This window comes from Acidovorax sp. (genome assembly GCF_027492855.1).
In the GTDB taxonomy this organism is placed as follows: domain Bacteria; phylum Pseudomonadota; class Gammaproteobacteria; order Burkholderiales; family Burkholderiaceae_C; genus Acidovorax.
The window spans coordinates 1-16036 of the sequence record NZ_JAPUDY010000049.1; the positions used below are offsets into that span (position 1 = coordinate 1).

Here is a 16036-nt window from a genome sequence, read left to right on the forward strand (position 1 = left end):
GCCATGTTCACTTCGTTGAACGTGGTCAGGATGGCGTTGGTCGATTGCGACTGCAGCAGGCGCTCGGCCACACGGGCACGCAGGCGGCTCATGGGCACGCGCTGCTCGGGGCGACCGCTCAGGTCTTCCTTGGCGGCAGGGGCCGACACCTGGGGCAGCGCCTTGGTAGGCACGCCCGTGGGGATGGTGCTGGGTGCGGCCACCGCTGCCTTGGCAGCACCGCCAGCCACCGCGCCGAGCACGTCGCCCTTGGTCACGCGGCCATCCTTGCCCGTGCCGGCCACGGCCGAGGCGGACAGGTTGTTCTCAGCCAGCAGCTTGGCAGCCGCAGGCATGGCCACGTCACCCTTGGAGCCACCAGCAGCAGCAGCCGCTGCAGGTGCTGCAGCCACAGGCGCCGCAGCGGCAGCAGCCGGAGCAGCGGCGGCAGGAGCAGCCGCTCCCGCCTTGCCTTCGGTGTCGATCTTGGCGATGAGTTGCTCTGCCACCACGGTGGCGCCATCGCCCTGGATGATTTCGGACAGCACGCCAGCGGAAGGCGCAGGCACTTCGAGCACGACCTTGTCGGTTTCGATCTCGATGAGGATTTCGTCCACGGCCACGGCTTCACCGGCCTTCTTCTTCCAGGTCAGCATGGTGGCTTCCGCCACGGATTCGGACAGTTGTGGGACTTTGACTTCTACGATAGCCATTTTGAATTCTTTCGGTAGGGGTTCTGTTCTGTGTTCGTTCGGGTAGCTGGCCTTACTTGGTCAGGACAAAACCCTTGAGCTTGGCAAACGCGCCATCCACCAGCGCCTTCTGCTGTTCTTGGTGCAGGTGCGAGTAGCCCACGGCTGGCGACGCGGATGCCGCACGGCCGGAGTAGCCCAGCCGCTGGCCGTCGAGCATGTTTTCGTGGATGTTGTGCTGGATGAAGAACCAGGCGCCCTGGTTCTGTGGCTCGTCCTGGCACCACACCACGTCGGTGGCGTTAGGGTAACGCTTGAGCTCGGCAGCAAACGCCCGGTGTGGGAACGGATAGAGCTGTTCGACGCGGATGATCGCCACGTCGTCGTCCTCACGCTCCGCACGCTTCTTCACGAGGTCGTAATACACCTTGCCAGAGCACGCGATCACGCGCTTGACCTTGGCGGCCTTCTTCACGACAGCGTCGTCCTGCTCAGGGATCACCGTCTGGAAGCTGCCCTTGGTGAACTCGGACAGCGGCGAGGTGGCATCCTTGTTACGCAGCAGCGACTTGGGCGTCATGATGATCAGCGGCTTGCGCAGATCGCGCACCATCTGGCGACGCAGCACGTGGAAGATCTGGCTGGCCGTGGTGGGCTGCACCACCTGCATGTTGGCGTCGGCCGACAACTGCATGAAGCGCTCCAGGCGGGCCGAGCTGTGCTCGGGGCCCTGGCCTTCATAGCCGTGGGGCAGCATCAGCGTGATGCCGTTCACACGGCCCCACTTCACTTCGCCCGAGGCGATGAACTGGTCGATCACGACCTGCGCACCGTTGGCAAAGTCGCCGAACTGGGCTTCCCAGATCACCAGCGTGTTGGGGTCGTTCGATGCATAGCCATACTCGAAGCCCAGCACGGCTTCTTCGGACAGGATGGAGTCGATCACGACAAACGGTGCCTGGTTCTCGGCCACGTTCTGCAGGGGGGTGTAGGTACCGATGTCCCACTTCTCCCGCTTCTGGTCATGGATGACAGAGTGGCGGTGCGTGAACGTGCCACGGCCGCAGTCTTCGCCCGACAGGCGCACGGGGTAGCCGCTGGCCACCAGCGAGGCAAACGCCATGTGCTCGCCCATGCCCCAGTCCACGGGGGTTTCGCCACGGCCCATGGCAGCGCGGTCGTCGTACACCTTCTTGACCAATTGGTGCGGTGTCACGCTCTCAGGGATGGTGGTGATCTTCTCGGCCAGGCGTTTCCACTCGGCCAGCGGGATGGCGGTGTCGCCTGCGTCCGTCCACTTCTTGCCCAGGAAGGGGCTCCAGTCCACGGCGTACTTGCTCTTGAAGTTGGTCAGCACCGGGTCGACCGTGTGCTTGCCCGCATCCATGGCGGCACGGTAGGCCTTGACCATGTCGTCGCCCAGGGTCTCGCCCAGGCCTTGTGTGGCCAGCTTGTCGGCATACAGCTTGCGCGTGCCGGGGTGCTGGCCGATCTTCTTGTACATCAGCGGCTGGGTCAGCGCGGGCGTGTCTTGCTCGTTGTGGCCCAGCTTGCGGAAGCAGATGATGTCCACAACCACGTCCTTCTGGAACTCCATGCGGAATTCAAGGGCGAGCTGGGTGGCCAGCACCACGGCTTCTGGATCGTCGCCATTGACGTGCAGCACGGGCGACTCGACCATCTTCACGATGTCGGTGCAATACAGCGTCGAGCGTGCGTCGCGCGGATCGGACGTGGTGAAACCGATCTGATTGTTGATGATGATGTGCACCGTGCCGCCCGTGGAATAGCCACGGGTCTGGGCCAGCGCCAGGGTTTCCTGGTTCACGCCCTGGCCTGCAAAGGCGGCGTCACCGTGCACCAGCACGGGCAGCACCTGCTTGCCATGAGGGTCTGCGCGGCGGTCCATGCGGGCGCGCACCGAGCCTTCGACCACGGGGTTCACGATTTCCAGGTGCGAAGGGTTGAACGCCAGCGACAGGTGGACGGGACCGCCAGGGGTGGTCACGTCCGAGCTGAAGCCCTGGTGGTACTTCACGTCACCCGAAGGCAGGTCTTCGGGCGCGGTGTGGTCGAACTCGGCGAACAGATCCGCAGGCATCTTGCCCAGGGAGTTCACCAGCACGTTCAGGCGGCCACGGTGGGCCATGCCGATCACGATCTCCTGCACGCCCTTGGCGCCGGCGGATTGGATCAGCTCATCCATGGAGGCGATGAAGCTTTCGCCCCCTTCAAGGGAGAAACGCTTCTGACCTACGTATTTGGTGTGCAGGAAACGCTCCAGGCCTTCAGCGGCCGTCAGGCGATCCAGAATGTGTTTTTTCTTGTCCGTGCCGAAACTGGGCTTGCTGCGGATGGATTCCAGCTTTTCCTGCCACCAGCGCTTCTGGTTCTGGTCCGTGGCGTACATGTACTCGGCACCGATGGAGCCGCAGTAGGTTTCGTGCAGGGCATTGATCAGCTCACGCAGCGGCATCGATTCCTTGCCGAAGAACGTATTGCTGGTGTTGAACACGACTTCCTGGTCGGAATCGCTGAAACCGTAGAAAGACGGTTCGAGTTCAGGAATCGCGGGACGCTCGGTACGCTTGAGCGGGTCCAGATCGGCCCAGCGCTGACCCACATTGCGGTAGGCGGCAATCAGTTGCTGAACGGCAGTGCGCTTGCGGCCCAATTCCGAATCCGCGCCGGTGGCGACCACCACCTTGGTGCCGCCTTGTTTTGCGCGCTCGGCAAAGGCATTGATGACGGGCTGGTGGGGAACGTCTTTGGCATTGCTGCCGTCCACTGCGGGCACATTTTGCAGTGCATCAAAGTATTCGCGCCAGGTATCTGGCACGCTACCTGGGTTGGCAAGGTAGTTTTCATACATCTCTTCGACGTAGGGCGCGTTGCCACCGAAGAGATAGGTGTTGCCTTGGTAGGCTTGATAGACGGATGTCGTATCGCTCATATTCCGCTGACCTCCGCTCTCCTTGAGAGAGCATTAGCTGGTTGAGAAACCTTCCGCGGCACGGCTGAACCGGTTGGCGGATGCGACTGTGGCTGGGGAAGGGCCTTGGTACGAACCGCATTGTGCCACTGAACGGGTAATCACCCTACCGGCGCGGGTTCATGCTTGCGTCTGTGCCGAGACAAACCGGCCCCACCTCGGCCTCGCGTACATTCCGGGTATCCCATCGCCACGCACCAACATGACGCGCCAAAACCTTCAGGACAAAGCCTTTCTGCTATTGCTGATCCTCGTCACCATCGCATTCGGGGCCATCCTTTGGCAGTTTCATGGCGCTGTCTTCTGGGGAGTCATCCTGGCCATCCTGTTTGCGCCGCTGCACCGCAAACTGCTCAAGCGAATGCCCAAACGGCCCACGCTGGCAGCCTTATGCACGCTCGGGCTGTGCCTGGTCATCGTGATTCTGCCCATGGCGTTCATTACCGTGTCGCTGATCCAGGAGACCAGTGCGATCTATGAGCGAATCCGCTCGGGCCAGATCAACTTTGGCCTTTATCTGCAGCAGGTGATCTCTGCCCTGCCCGACTGGGCCGCCAATTTGGTCGATCGGCTGAACCTTACCAGCATGGTGGAGTTGCAGAAAAAACTCTCTTCCGTCGCCGTCCAGGCCAGCCAGTTCGTGGCAACACAGGCCCTGAGCATCGGCCAGAACACCCTGGAGTTCATTGTCAGCTTCGGCATCATGCTGTACCTGCTGTTCTTCCTGCTGCGCGACGGCGTCAGCCTTGCGCTGCGCATCGACCAGGCCACGCCGCTGGACGAAGCCCACAAACGGCAATTGGTGAGCAAATTCACCACAGTGATTCGCGCCACGGTCAAAGGCAATATCGTGGTGGCGGCTTCTCAGGGAGCCCTGGGCGGCATGATCTTCTGGGCGCTGGGGATCCAAGGGCCTGTGCTATGGGGCGTGCTCATGGCCTTCCTGTCGCTGCTGCCCGCCGTGGGCGCCGGGCTGATCTGGGTACCCGTAGCCATCTATTTCTTCGCCACCGGCGCCGTATGGCAGGGCACTGTGCTGACCGCCTTTGGCATCGGCGTGATTGGGCTGGTGGACAACATCCTTCGCCCCATCCTGGTCGGCAAAGACACCAAGATGCCCGACTACATCGTGCTCATCTCCACCCTAGGGGGCATGGCGCTGTTTGGCCTGACGGGGTTCGTGATCGGACCCGTCATTGCCGCCCTGTTCATGGCAAGCTGGGACCTGTTTGCAACGCGGCCACTAAGCAATGAAGACATAGCCGTTGCCAGAACGCAAAGCGACAGCGACTCTAACTGACGCCCAAAAAAGCAAAGGCCTCCACATGGAGGCCTTTGAAATGAAACGTCAAACGATGTGTCTGCGTTTTGAATCGGGTGGTAGGACGTACAAGATTCGAACTTGTGACCAACGGATTAAAAGTCCGCTGCTCTACCAACTGAGCTAACGTCCCAACCGATTGCATCAACCCACTAGCAGGCTGCTGCAAAGCCTTGGATTATAGCGTCTTTTTCGAGGCCGCTTTGGAAGTTGTCGCAAGTTTGTCGAGCACCCATCCGGCTGCACACTGACCAAAGGTGGCCGTCACTGCGACCACGGAGCCGTAGCCGTGGCAATTCAACGAGCCATCGCCTTCGACATTGCAGGACGCATCCGGCGGAGCCACAGCCTCGCGGCTGAAGACGCAGGTTATTCCGATCTTCTTGCCTTCGCGCGGCGCGCGGTGGTGCTTGCGCATTTGGTAGCGCAACTGCGCCAGCAGAGGGTCGTGGGTGGTTTGGGCAAGGTCATCCACATCGACCTTGTGCGCATGTCGCTTGCCTCCGGCGGCCCCCACGGTGATATGCAATACGCCTGAGGCTCTGGCCCACGCTGCGATAGCAACCTTGGCCCTGACCTGGTCGCAAGCGTCAATGACGGCATCCACGGGCGCCGTCAGAAGTCCAGGCCAGTTGTCTGGCTCTACAAACTCTTCGATGCAGTGCACGGTGCAGCCGGGGTGTATCTGAGCAATCCTATCCCGCATTGCTTGTACCTTGGCTTGGCCTACGGTGTCTGTCAGGGCATGGATCTGGCGGTTGATGTTGGACTCGGCCACATGATCGAGGTCGATCAGCGTGATCTGCGCCACGCCGCTGCGCGCGAGGGCTTCGGCAGCCCAAGAGCCCACGCCGCCGATGCCAATGACAGCCACATGGGCGCAGCGAATCTGCGCTGCGCCCTGCACGCCGTAGAGCCGCGCAAGCCCGCCAAACCGGCGCTCTAGCGATGCCTCTTCTTCATCCACCAGGTCTTGTTGCGGCACGGGCTTCGCGGGCGAAAAGGCTTCGCCAGGCATTACTTCAAGCGAGACAGGCGCTCTTTGGCAGCAATGGCTGCCTCGGACTGTGGATAGGCGCGAATGAGGTCTTCCAACGTCTTGCGCGCGGTGCGAGTCTCCTTGAGCTCGATCTGGCAATTGGCGATCGACAACGCAGCCTCGGGCGCCCTGGCGTGCCCTGGGGCATCTGCGAGCACCAGCTTGAAGTTGCCGATGGCTTCCTTGTAGTCCCGCGTGGCGTACTGCGCATTGCCCAGCCAAAAGCGGGCCGAAGGTACGTAGCCACTGCGGGGGTACTGTTTGACGAACCCGGAAAAAGCAGCACCGGCATCGGCAAACTTGCCAGAACGGAAAACCGCCAGTGCGGCTTCGAAATCCCGCTTTTCAGCGGGGTCTGCCTGAAACTCCTGGCCGTCCACAACAACCTTGATGGGCTCGAACTGCCGAAGCCGCTCGTCCACGCCCTGTGCGATGTCTTTCTGGCGCCGCTGCAGCTCGCCCACGTCGCGCAGCAGTTGCTCGTTTTGCCCATTGAGCTTGGCCTGCTCGGCCCGCAGGGTCTCGATCTGTGTTTGCAGGTCAAGCAGGCTGCGGCGCATCTGGGCGTTTTCCTCACCCAGCTTGCGCAGTTCTTCGGCAGAGCGCAGATTGGTCTGCTGCAACCCGTCAACACGCTGGCGCATTTCCAGGATGGCGCGGCGCGCCTCGCCATCCTCAAAAATGGCGGCCTGGGCGGAAGACAAAAAGGCCGCCGACAATGCGGCAGCCGCCAGTATCCGAAGAGGGAAAACCACGGCGCTAGCTCGCATCAACGGTAGGACAGCTCAGCACGGCGGTTTTGCGCACGCACGTCTTCGGTGCCGCCTTGTGCAGCGGGCTTTTCCTTGCCAAAGCTCACGGCTTCCATCTGGCTGTCTGGCACGCCCAGCAGGCCCAGCGAGCGGCGCACGGCTTCGGCACGCTTTTGGCCCAGCGCCAGGTTGTATTCGCGGCCGCCACGGTCGTCGGTGTGGCCTTCGATCATGACCTTGCGGTTGGTGCCCGCCTTGATGAAACGGGAATGCGCTTCGATCAGGGATTGGAATTCAGGCTTGATGACATAGCTGTCGTAATCGAAATACACGATGCGCGCCACGCCCACGGGGCCCGCGCCATCGCGGCCCGACTGGCCAAGGTCCACGCCAGCAACGCCGCTTTGCGAGGTGTTGCCAGAGTTGGCGCCGCTATTGGCACCGCCCATGGTGGACGTAGCGCCTTTGTCTTCGACAGGCACGTCGTCCAGCTTCACGCCGGAACTGCAACCCGCCAAGAATGCGGCGACGGTAAGGGCGAGGGTAATGCGTTTGATCATCCAAATTTCTCCTGAAGGCTTGATAACTGAAAGTGTTGATAAGTTCATTGCTTTTGAAACGGACCCCAGTCCGGTTCGCGAAGATCGCCTGCCTGCCCTGCCAGGCGGGCCTTGATCTTGCCGTCCAGCGTGGTGGTCATCAGGGCCTCGCGCCCTTGCTGCTGGGTGGCGTACACGATGAGCTTGCCGTTGGGGGCAAAACTGGGATTTTCATCTGTGGTGGAGTCGGTCACGGCGCTCACGGTGCCCGATGACAGATCCATCACATGCAGCTTGAAGGCACCGCCCACGCGCGAGATATAGGCCAGCCAGCGCCCGTCGGGGCTGACCGTGGGCGATATGTTGTAGGTGCCCGTGAAGGTGACGCGCTCGGCATTGCCGCCCGATACACCCACCCTGTAGATCTGCGGCGCACCGCCACGGTCGCTCACGAAATAGATGCTGCGGCCATCGCCCGAGAACACCGGCTCGGTGTCAATACCAGGGCTTTGCATGAGTCGGCGCGGCTCGCCACCATTGGCGTCGATGGTGTAGAGCTGCGAGCCGCCATCGCGGCTCAGTGTCACGGCCAGCGAGCGGCCGTCCGGCGCCCAGGCGGGCGCGCTGTTGGAGCCCCGGAAGTTGGCGATCAGCCGACGACGGCCCGAGGCCACGTCGTGCACATAGACCACCGGCTTGCGCGACTCGAAGGACACATAGGCCAATTGCCCGCCGTTGGGGGACCAGGCCGGGGAGATGATGGGCTCAGGGCTCGACAGCGCCGACTGCGCGTTCTCGCCATCGGCATCGGCCACCCACAGGCTGTAGCGGGAGCCGGTCTTGGTCACGTAGGCAATACGCGTCGAGAAAACGCCGCGCTCGCCCGTGAGCTTTTCGTAGATGAAGTCGGCAATGCGGTGGGACACCAGGCGCAGATCGCCTTGCGTCACCACAAAACTCTGCCCCCCCAAGTCCTGGCCCTTGACGACATCCCACAGCCGAAAGCGCACGTCAAAACGCCCGTCGGCCAGACGTGTCACGCTGCCGGTGGCCAGAGAATCAGCGCTCTTTTGCCGCCACAGCGCCACGTCCGGGCGGGCGGTTTCGTCCAGTGCTGCGCCTGATGCATCGATAGCGCGAAACTGACCGCTGCGTTCCAGATCGGCCTGGACGATGGCGGAAATCTTCTGAGGGGACTGCGCCTCGCCCCGGAACGGGGCAATGGCGATTGGCAACTGGGTGAGACCCACACCTGTCACCTCGACGCGAAATTGCGCCAGGGCCGGAAGCGAGGGGGTTGCGATCAGCGCGGCCAACAACTGGCGGCGCGAGGGAAGCGGCAAAGCCGCAAGAGATGGGTGTTTGGAGATTCGATCTGAGGTCATTGGCATCCAGCGGTAGCCGAACAAATGTCGAAGGGCAACCCCGAATGGTACACACAGCGAAAAGGCCTCTGTGACAAACTGTGCGTGCATCTTGCATGGCACCCTCTTTTTTCAGTATCCGGGCGTGCCCCTTCTTGAGCCAGCCGGTCGTCGGCCCGCTTCGTCACAACCTTAAAATCCGGGCCACATGCAAGCCACCGACACGGGCGCCACGCCCACCAACGCGCCCCGCCCTCCTGCCAGCCTGACCACGCGCCTCAAGCGGTTGTCCATCTACTTTGGCGGCCAGCGGCTGGCCTGGAGCCTGGCCATCGTCGCGACGCTGGTCGGCGCCATCACCGAGCCCCTCATCCCCGCCCTGCTGCAGCCCCTGCTCGACCGGGGCTTCACCCAAGGCACGCTGCAGCTCTGGATGGTGCCCCTGGCCATCCTGGGGGTGTTCCTGGTGCGCGGCATTTCCCAGTTCGTGGGCCAATATGCGCTGGCGCGCATTGCCAATGAAGGCATGCTCACATTGCGTCAGGCACTGTTCGACCGGGTCCTGGCCGCGGAAATGGGGCTGTTTACGCGCCAGTCCGCCAGCGCGCTGTCTAACACCGTGGTGTATGAGGTGCAGACCGGCGCCACCCTGCTGGTGCAGGCACTGATGGGGCTGTCGCGCGACGGATTCACGCTGGCGGCGCTGCTGGTCTACCTGCTGTATCTCAACTGGCAGCTCACGCTGATCGTCGCCGTGGTGGTTCCGGGCGTGGCCTGGATCATGAAGACGCTGTCCAAACGGCTGTACCACCTCACCAAAAGCAGCCAGCAGGCCACCGACGAGTTGGCGTACGTGGTGGAAGAAAACGTGCTGGCGCACCGCATGGTCCGCCTGCACGGTGCACAGGCAGGGCAGGCCCAGCGCTTTGCAGGGCTGAGCCATAGCCTGCGGCGACTGGCCATCAAGTCCACCATTGCCTCTGCCGCCATGACGCCGCTGACGCAGCTGCTGGCCGCTGCCGCGCTCTCGGTAGTGATCTGCATCGCCCTGTGGCAGAGCCGAGGCGCCGTGGATACCAAGGATGTTACGGTGGGCGGATTCGTGTCGTTCATCACGGCCATGCTTATGCTCATCGCACCCATCCGGCGCCTGGCCGATGTAGCAAGCCCGGTAACACGCGGTGTTGCGGCGCTGGAGCGCGGCCTCGGCCTGCTGGGCGACACCGGTGCGGAAGCCGGCGGCAGCTACCGTGCCGACCGGGTCCAAGGGGCCCTCACTCTCAACAACGTGACCGTGGCCTTTGGCCCGGACCACGCCCCCGCACTGGACCGCGTGAGCCTGCAGGTGGCACCCGGAGAAATCGTCGCACTCGTCGGCCCATCGGGCGCGGGCAAGACCACGCTGGTCAACCTGCTGCCACGGTTTGTGATGCCTGCCTCGGGCACCATCGAGGTCGATGGGCATGCCCTGCCTGACTGGGACCTGGCCTCGCTGCGGTCGCAATTTGCCATGGTGAGCCAGGACGTGGTGATGTTCAACGACACCATCGCCGCCAACGTGGCGCTGGGCCAGGCTGTGGATGAGCAGCGCGTGCGTGAGTGCCTGGCCGCCGCCAATCTGGCTGAGCATGTGGCCGCCATGCCACAAGGCATCCACACCGTGGCGGGCCACAACGCCACGCAGTTATCGGGCGGGCAGCGCCAGCGGCTGGCCATTGCGCGGGCGCTCTACAAAGACGCACCGATCCTGATCCTGGACGAAGCCACCTCGGCGCTAGACACCGAATCCGAGCGCCTGGTGCAGGAAGCCCTCCAACGCCTGATGCAGGGGCGCACCACCCTGGTCATTGCGCACCGTCTGTCCACCATCGAGCATGCCGACCGCGTGGTTGTCATGGAGCGGGGGCGCATCGCCGAGCAAGGCACACACAGCGAGCTGATGGCCCAAGGCGGGCTGTATGCGCGCCTGCAGGCGCGCCCTGTGGCCGACGGTGCAGCGACAGCTACCTCGGTGTAACGAATCTCTCTCGCTCAGAGACTCTTGGCTACCACTTTCCTTGGTTCGGCTGGCGCCGCCGTATGGCCGCCGCGATCTTTTCCGCCGAATCCGTGCGGTTCACGCGCATCGCGAAATCGGTGGCCGTCAGGCCCAACTGGTTCTTGAGCGTGGGGTCCGCGCCCTCCTGCAGCAAATACTGAACGGCGTCGTTCGAACCATAGTGCGCGGCCATCATGAGGGGTGTGGTGCCGTTGGGCGACGTGGCGTCGATGTAGGCATGGTTTTCCAGCAGCAAGGCGATGATGGCCACATGCTGTGGCGACCCCGCCGATGCCGCATAGTGCAGCGGCGCCCAGCCGGTCTTGTTCACGTCCGCATCACGCGCGATGAGGGCCTTGACGGCCTCTACATTGCCCTTGAGCGCCGCCATCATCAGCGGGCTTTCGTCCTGCGCATTGCGGGCCTCTACATTCACCCTGCGCGATGCGAGCAACGCGGCAAAGGCCTTGTTCGTGCTGTTTTGCAGGGCGATGGTGAGCCCCACCTGCCCCTTCGGGTCGCGGGTATTGGGATCGAACCCCCGGCGCACCAGCGCCGTGATCGCGTCGCCGTCATCGCGCAGGATGGCCACAAAAAAGTCTTCATAGGCGCCCGCCTGCGCGTGCGAGGCCAGCAGCCCCAGCGCCATGGCTGCCAATGCAGAACGTCGGTGCAAGCTCATGCCATCACCCCCGGAAACAAAGTATTGAAATTACGGCTAGTGGCCTCGGCCACCACTTCCAGCGCAAGGCCCTTGGTTTCGGCCACCTGCCGCGCCACATGAGGCACGTACGACGGTTTGTTGGTCTTGCCACGGTAGGGCACGGGCGCAAGGTACGGGCTGTCGGTCTCGATGAGCGTGCGGTCGAGCGGGACAAACGCCACCACATCGCGCAGCTCCTGGGCGCTCTTGAAGGTGATGATGCCCGAGAAGGAAATGTAGTAGCCCAGGTCCAGCGCCGCGCGCGCCACCTGCATCGATTCGGTGAAGCAATGGAACACGCCGCCCGCACGGTTGCCAGCGCCGCCCTCCTCGCCCTCTTCCCGCAGGATGGCGAGGGTGTCGTCCGATGCGCTGCGCGTGTGGATGATGAGCGGCTTGCCGCAGGCACGCGCCGCGCGGATGTGGGTACGAAAGCGGTCACGCTGCCACTCCAGGTCGGCAATGCTGCGCCCACCCTTGCGATCTTCCATGCCGTAGTAATCAAGCCCCGTCTCGCCAATGGCCACCACGCGCGGCAAGGCGGCGCGGTCCAGCAGGTCTTGCACCGTGGGTTCGGTCACGCCTTCATTGTCGGGGTGCACGCCCACCGTGCTCCAGAAGTTGTCATGGGCCGTGGCCAGGGCATGCACACCCTCGAACTCTTCCATGGTGGTGCAGATGCACAGGGCCCGGGTGACCTGCGCCTCGGCCATGGCCTGGCGGATGGCGGGCAACTGGCTGACCAGCTCCGGGAAATTGAGGTGACAGTGCGAATCAGTGAACATGCGGTTTCAAAATAAAAATGCCGACCAGCCTGCGCGGGTCGGCACGGGCACCCGGCGGCGCCGATCAGATCGTCTGGGTAGGACGGTCGGAGCCCAGGGCAGTTCCCAGCAACTCCTCGATCTTGAGCTTGAGCTGGCGCGATTTCTCGTCCCTGGGGAACTGGATGCCCACGCCCTGCGTGCGGTTGCCCGCGGCGCGTGCGGGCGTGACCCAGGCCACACGGCCCGCCACGGGGTAGCGCTGCGTGTCGTCGGGCAGCGTGAGCAGCACATAGACATCATCGCCCAGCTTGTAGTCGCGCTGGGTGGGCACAAAAATGCCCCCTTCGGCAAAAAAGGGAATGTAGGCGGCGTAAAGAGCCCCCTTCTCCTTGATGGCCAGCTGCATGACGCTGGGACGGGGCGCGGTGGATGGACTGCTCATGGATGGAGGTTGCGGCTTAGTGCCTGGAGTGTAGGGTGTTTCGCGCCTGGGCGACAAGCGCCTCCAGCATGAGGCCGCTGTTGAATGGGTGGTCTGCCGTGCGCGCCGCCTTGGCCAGTGCGCGCGACCAGCGGGTGAGCGCGCCCAGGGACGGCGCCTTGGGCAGGTCTGCCGGGGCGAAGTAGCGCGGCGCGGCACCTACGCTGGCCGCCAGCAGGTCGTGGCAGAGCTTTTGCAGCGCGTCGATCACCTGGGCCGGAGCCCAGTCGCCCAGCGCCGTCACGTCGCCACGTGCCACCGCCTGCGGCAGGGCGCCCCAAGCCTGCGGGCTGCGGCCGGGGCGGGCCAGCGCCAGGGCGTCGTCGGGGCGCCCCCCGGCTGCACGCAGGAAGGAGGTGGCTGCGTCTTGCGTCAGGCCCTGCGCCTGTAACCAGGCCTGCATCTCGGCCTGTGCGGGCCAGACCATGGTGTGCCCGAGGCACCGGCTGCGGATGGTGGGCAGCAACTGGTGCGCAGCCTCGCTGGCCAACACAAAACGCACGTCGCCGGGCGGCTCCTCCAGCGTCTTGAGCAGTGCGTTGGCCGTGACGTGGTTCATCTGCTCGGCCGGATAGACCAGCACCGCCTTGCCGCGCCCACGGGCGGATGTGCGTTGCGAGAACTCCACCGCATCGCGCATGGCTTCCACACGAATCTCGCGGCTGGGCTTGCGTTTCTTGTCGTCGATGTCGGCCTGGGCCTTTTCGGACAGGGGCCAGCCCAGGGCCATCATCTGCACCTCGGGCATCAGCACGCACAGGTCGGCATGGGTGCGCACGTCGATGGCGTGGCAACTGCCGCAGTGGCCGCAAGCGCCCTGCTCTGTCGGCGTATCGCACAGCCAGGCGCGCACCATCTCCAGGCCCAGTGCGTACTGGCCCATGCCCGACGGCCCCTGCAGCAGCCAGGCGTGGCCGCGCTGTGCCAGCAGGCGGGTGCGCTGGGCGGCGATCCAGGGTGCCAATGGCACGGCGGTCTCGCTCATTGCGGCCCTCCCTGTGAGGCCACCATGATGGCAAGCCAGCCCTTGCGCACGAACACGCTGGTGAGCTGCTGCCACACGCGGTGACGCTCCTGCGCGGCGTCCAGGCGCGCAAAGCGCTCTGGCGCGGCGGCGGCGCGGTCGGCATAGCCCTGGGCCACGCGGCGGAAGAACTCCACCGGCTGGGCCTCGAAGCGGTCGGGCACACGCGCGCCAGCCAGGCGCTCGGCCGCCACCTCGGGGGCCAGGTCGAACCAGACGGTCAGATCGGGTTCACGCATCAAATGAGCATCTGGCGCAAGCCCCGTCTGCGCAAGGCGCTCCAATGTTGATAGCACTTTCAGATCAAAGCCCCGCCCTGCGCCCTGGTAGGCGAAGGTGGCATCGGTGAACCGGTCGCACAACACCACCTCGCCCCGCGCCAGGGCAGGCTCGATGACGTTGCGCAGATGGTCGCGGCGGGCGGCGAAGATCAGCAGGGATTCGGTGAGCGCATCCATGGGGTCGTTGAGGACCATCTCGCGCAGCTTTTCGGCCAGCGGCGTGCCACCCGGCTCGCGGCTCACGGCGACGGTGCGGCCCTGGGCACGGAAAGCCGCCGCCAGGCCTTCAATGTGCGAGGACTTGCCTGCGCCGTCGATGCCTTCAAAGGTGATGAACAGACCGGGTCGTGACATGGAAACCTTGGTTGTGGATCTACTGCTGTCCGCGCTGGTAGCGGTTGACGGCACGGTTGTGTTCGTCGAGCGAGGCGCTGAAGTGGCTGGTGCCGTCGCCCTTGGCCACGAAGTACAGCGCGCGTGTGGCCTCTGGCTGCACGGCGGCCAGCAGCGCGGCCTTGCCGGGCATCGAAATCGGCGTGGGCGGCAGGCCGGGGCGGGTGTAGGTGTTCCAGGGGGTGTCGGTTTGCAGGTCGCGCCGGCGCAGGTTGCCGTCAAATTTTTCGCCCAGGCCGTAGATGACCGTGGGGTCGGTCTGCAGCAGCATGCCCACGCGCAGCCGGTTGGCAAACACGCCCGCGATCTGGGCGCGGTCGCTGGCCTTGCCAGTTTCCTTCTCGACGATGCTGGCCAGGATCAGCGCCTCGTCGGCGGATTTGAGGGGCGTGTCGGCCGCGCGCTGTGCCCAGGCGGCCTCCAGGCGGCGGTCCATGGCATGCAGGGCGCGGCGCAGCAGGGCGATGTCGCTGGAGCCCTTGGCATAGGTGTAGGTGTCGGGGAAGAACCGCCCCTCGGGCGCCACGCCGGGGCGGCCCAGTTGCGCCATCAGCGCCTCGTCGGTCAACGTGGCGGAGTCGCGCTTGAGCTGCTCCTCCTTGGCCAGCGCCTGGCGCACCTGGCGCCAGTTCCAGCCCTCGACCAGCGTGAGGGCGCGCAGCGCCTCTTCGCCACGGGCCAGCTTTTGCAGCAGGCTCATGGGGGTGGTGCCGGGGGGAATCTCGTAATTGCCCGCCTTGATGGCCCGGTCCTGCCCCGAGACGCGGAACCAGGCGTACAGCAGACGGGCGTCCGTTTTCACCCCTGCGGCCACCACATCGCGGGCCACGCCGCGCGGCGTGGTGCCGGGCTCGATGGCCAGCTCCAGCGGCTGCGCGCCCATGTCCAGCGGCTGGTGCAGCCACCAGTAAACGCCGCCACCCAGTGCGATCACGACCAACACGATCAAAGCCAGTAAACGTCGCACAACCCTGCTACCAATATGTATGAATCAGGGCATCATAATTCAGCGATGACCTACCCCTTGAATGGCATTGCCCCCCTGTCCCACCTCGGCGTGATTCGCGTGGAAGGCGAAGACGCCGCGAAGTTTCTGCAGGGCCAGCTCACCCAGGATTTCGCCCTGCTCGGCATGGACCAGGCCCGCCTGGCCGCCTTTTTGTCGCCCAAGGGCCGCATGCAGGCCAGCTTTATCGGCTTTAAGCGCAGCGCCACCGAGGTGCTGCTGGTCTGCAGCCGCGACCTGTTGCCCCCCACGCTCAAGCGCCTGTCGATGTTCGTGCTGCGGGCCAAGGCCAAATTGACCGACGCCACGGCAGATTTTGCGCTGTATGGCGTGGCTGGAGACGCTATCAACTCCGTAGCTGGTGGCGCTCAGCCCGCCTGGGTTAAATCCGATTTTGGATCTGCAACTGCGGTGCACCTGTACCCGGCGGACGGCACCCCGCGCGCGCTGTGGGTCGCACCTGTATCCGACCCCGCCCCGCAAGGCGCGGCACTGGCCCCCGCCCTGTGGCTGTGGAGCGAGGTACGAAGCGGCGTTGCCACCCTGACGGCGCCCGTGGTGGATGCCTTCGTGCCGCAGATGCTCAACTACGAATCGGTGGGTGGCGTGAACTTCAAGAAGGGCTGCTACCCCGGCCAGGAGGTGGTGGCGCGCAGCCAGTTCCG

Annotated in this window: 15 protein-coding genes and 1 tRNA gene; 3 read left to right on the forward strand and 13 right to left on the reverse strand. The window is 64.3% G+C overall.

Features of this window, described 5'->3' with window-relative positions:
- Both Q0105_RS09230 and Q0105_RS09235 read right to left on the reverse strand, forming a co-directional pair.
- Positions 1-692, reverse strand: a 692-nt coding sequence (locus Q0105_RS09230) for a biotin/lipoyl-containing protein (protein WP_298211018.1), incomplete at its 3' end; no start/stop codon positions are given.
- A 52-nt stretch (positions 693-744) separates the two neighbouring features.
- Positions 745-3624 carry a 2-oxoglutarate dehydrogenase E1 component gene (locus Q0105_RS09235; RefSeq protein ID WP_298211020.1) on the reverse strand — a complete coding sequence of 960 codons (2880 nt, stop codon included), beginning with the start codon at positions 3622-3624 and terminating at the stop codon, positions 745-747.
- A gap of 241 nt (positions 3625-3865) precedes the next feature.
- Between Q0105_RS09235 and Q0105_RS09240 the strand changes: the two genes are divergently transcribed.
- On the forward strand, positions 3866-4963 hold the full coding sequence (locus tag Q0105_RS09240; RefSeq protein ID WP_298211041.1) for an AI-2E family transporter: 1098 nt from the start codon (positions 3866-3868) through the stop codon (positions 4961-4963).
- A 78-nt stretch (positions 4964-5041) separates the two neighbouring features.
- Here the strand turns inward: Q0105_RS09240 and Q0105_RS09245 are convergent.
- From Q0105_RS09245 to tolB, 5 genes are all read right to left on the reverse strand, one after another.
- A tRNA-Lys gene (locus Q0105_RS09245) sits at positions 5042-5117 on the reverse strand.
- 45 nt (positions 5118-5162) lie between these two features.
- Positions 5163-6002, reverse strand: coding sequence for a tRNA threonylcarbamoyladenosine dehydratase (locus Q0105_RS09250; RefSeq protein WP_298211022.1), 840 nt, complete (start codon positions 6000-6002; stop codon positions 5163-5165).
- Positions 6002-6793 (reverse strand): tol-pal system protein YbgF, encoded by a 792-nt coding sequence (gene ybgF, locus Q0105_RS09255; RefSeq protein ID WP_298211024.1) that lies wholly within the window; start codon positions 6791-6793, stop codon positions 6002-6004. The genes Q0105_RS09250 and ybgF overlap by 1 nt, the downstream gene beginning before the upstream one ends.
- Complete coding sequence (pal, locus tag Q0105_RS09260; RefSeq protein WP_298211026.1) at positions 6793-7335, reverse strand: peptidoglycan-associated lipoprotein Pal; 543 nt, start codon at positions 7333-7335, stop codon at positions 6793-6795. The genes ybgF and pal overlap by 1 nt, the downstream gene beginning before the upstream one ends.
- 44 nt (positions 7336-7379) lie before the next feature.
- Complete coding sequence (gene tolB, locus Q0105_RS09265) at positions 7380-8699, reverse strand: Tol-Pal system beta propeller repeat protein TolB (RefSeq protein ID WP_298211028.1); 1320 nt, start codon at positions 8697-8699, stop codon at positions 7380-7382.
- A gap of 187 nt (positions 8700-8886) precedes the next feature.
- On the opposite strand from tolB, the gene msbA reads away from it, so the two are divergent.
- Positions 8887-10695, forward strand: a complete 1809-nt coding sequence (msbA, locus tag Q0105_RS09270; RefSeq protein ID WP_298211030.1) for a lipid A export permease/ATP-binding protein MsbA — start codon at positions 8887-8889, stop codon at positions 10693-10695.
- 28 nt (positions 10696-10723) lie between these two features.
- Here msbA and Q0105_RS09275 read toward each other — a convergent pair whose 3' ends face one another.
- The 6 genes from Q0105_RS09275 to mltG all read right to left on the reverse strand — a co-directional run bounded on the left by Q0105_RS09275 (position 10724) and on the right by mltG (position 15332).
- Positions 10724-11398, reverse strand: a complete 675-nt coding sequence (locus tag Q0105_RS09275; protein ID WP_298211032.1) for an ankyrin repeat domain-containing protein — start codon at positions 11396-11398, stop codon at positions 10724-10726.
- Positions 11395-12204, reverse strand: a complete 810-nt coding sequence (locus tag Q0105_RS09280) for a TatD family hydrolase (protein WP_298211033.1) — start codon at positions 12202-12204, stop codon at positions 11395-11397. Before Q0105_RS09280 ends, Q0105_RS09275 begins: the two co-directional genes overlap by 4 nt.
- A 64-nt stretch (positions 12205-12268) precedes the next feature.
- Positions 12269-12628 carry a PilZ domain-containing protein gene (locus Q0105_RS09285; protein ID WP_298211034.1) on the reverse strand — a complete coding sequence of 120 codons (360 nt, stop codon included), beginning with the start codon at positions 12626-12628 and terminating at the stop codon, positions 12269-12271.
- 16 nt (positions 12629-12644) lie between these two features.
- Complete coding sequence (locus tag Q0105_RS09290; protein ID WP_298211036.1) at positions 12645-13652, reverse strand: DNA polymerase III subunit delta'; 1008 nt, start codon at positions 13650-13652, stop codon at positions 12645-12647.
- Positions 13649-14326, reverse strand: coding sequence for a dTMP kinase (gene tmk / locus Q0105_RS09295; protein WP_298211038.1), 678 nt, complete (start codon positions 14324-14326; stop codon positions 13649-13651). Before tmk ends, Q0105_RS09290 begins: the two co-directional genes overlap by 4 nt.
- A 19-nt stretch (positions 14327-14345) precedes the next feature.
- Complete coding sequence (gene mltG / locus Q0105_RS09300) at positions 14346-15332, reverse strand: endolytic transglycosylase MltG (RefSeq protein ID WP_366145921.1); 987 nt, start codon at positions 15330-15332, stop codon at positions 14346-14348.
- A 45-nt stretch (positions 15333-15377) separates the two neighbouring features.
- On the opposite strand from mltG, the gene Q0105_RS09305 reads away from it, so the two are divergent.
- Positions 15378-16036 (forward strand): folate-binding protein (locus tag Q0105_RS09305; RefSeq protein WP_298211040.1); only part of this gene is annotated, 659 nt, incomplete at its 3' end.